Annotated in this window: 2 protein-coding genes; both read left to right on the top strand. The window is 29.8% G+C overall.

Annotated elements, in window-relative coordinates; genetic code table 11:
• Nucleotides 1-126: PhrA family quorum-sensing system peptide (locus HMPREF2918_RS11725; RefSeq protein WP_256263214.1), on the top strand; the 126-nt coding region annotated here is incomplete at its 5' end.
• Between the two features lie 267 nt (nt 127-393).
• Nucleotides 394-651 (top strand): hypothetical protein (locus HMPREF2918_RS11440; protein ID WP_218108102.1); only part of this gene is annotated, 258 nt, incomplete at its 3' end.

The raw sequence follows: 651 nt of genomic DNA, 5'->3' as shown, positions 1-651 counted from the left end.
CTAGGTGTTTTTATGTTTAGTAATACAATTCCTTACCAACAGTTTATTCAGAAGAATAAACAATTGGAGATTCGAGTGCAATCACAAAAGGAGTCCAATGGTCTTGATGTTGGGAAGGCTGATTAGTTGATTAGTTGATTAAATGATGAAAATACTAATTAACTATATGGTATTTCTGTTTTATCTAATTTTTAATTAGAAAGAAGTGATTCTAATGTACAAGGGTGTAATTTGTTAGAATTTCAAAAATTTAGAGCATTTTTGGCTTAGTAATATGTGTTGAAGGCTCAAAATCTATGGTAAAAAAGTAGCTTTGAAAACGTATTACCTCCAAAGATTTAGTTAAATAATGAATTAACATAAAAAGAAATTAATGAAGAACAGTCAAGATCTATGTTTCGAGCTCTCGTAACTAATGTTTATAGACATTTAAGTCCTTCGGAAGTTAAAGAATGTGCACGACAATTTCGAACAATTGGTAGTTTAGTAAAATTAATTCCAAGATATGGCTCTTTAATTGAAAAACTCTATATCGTAAACGCTGAATCATATGAATATGCTGCTGCAAGAGGTTGGGGAATTGATCTTTTGATAACCTTAGATCCTTATAATCCTACAAGTACAGGTATGACTTTTAGTTTTAGATATTCT

It is taken from the genome of Streptococcus sp. HMSC065C01 (genome assembly GCF_001813525.1).
Taxonomy (GTDB): Bacteria; Bacillota; Bacilli; order Lactobacillales; family Streptococcaceae; genus Streptococcus; species Streptococcus parasanguinis_V.
Note: the sequence above shows the minus strand (reverse complement) of the source record. Positions and strands in the feature narration are given on the sequence as shown.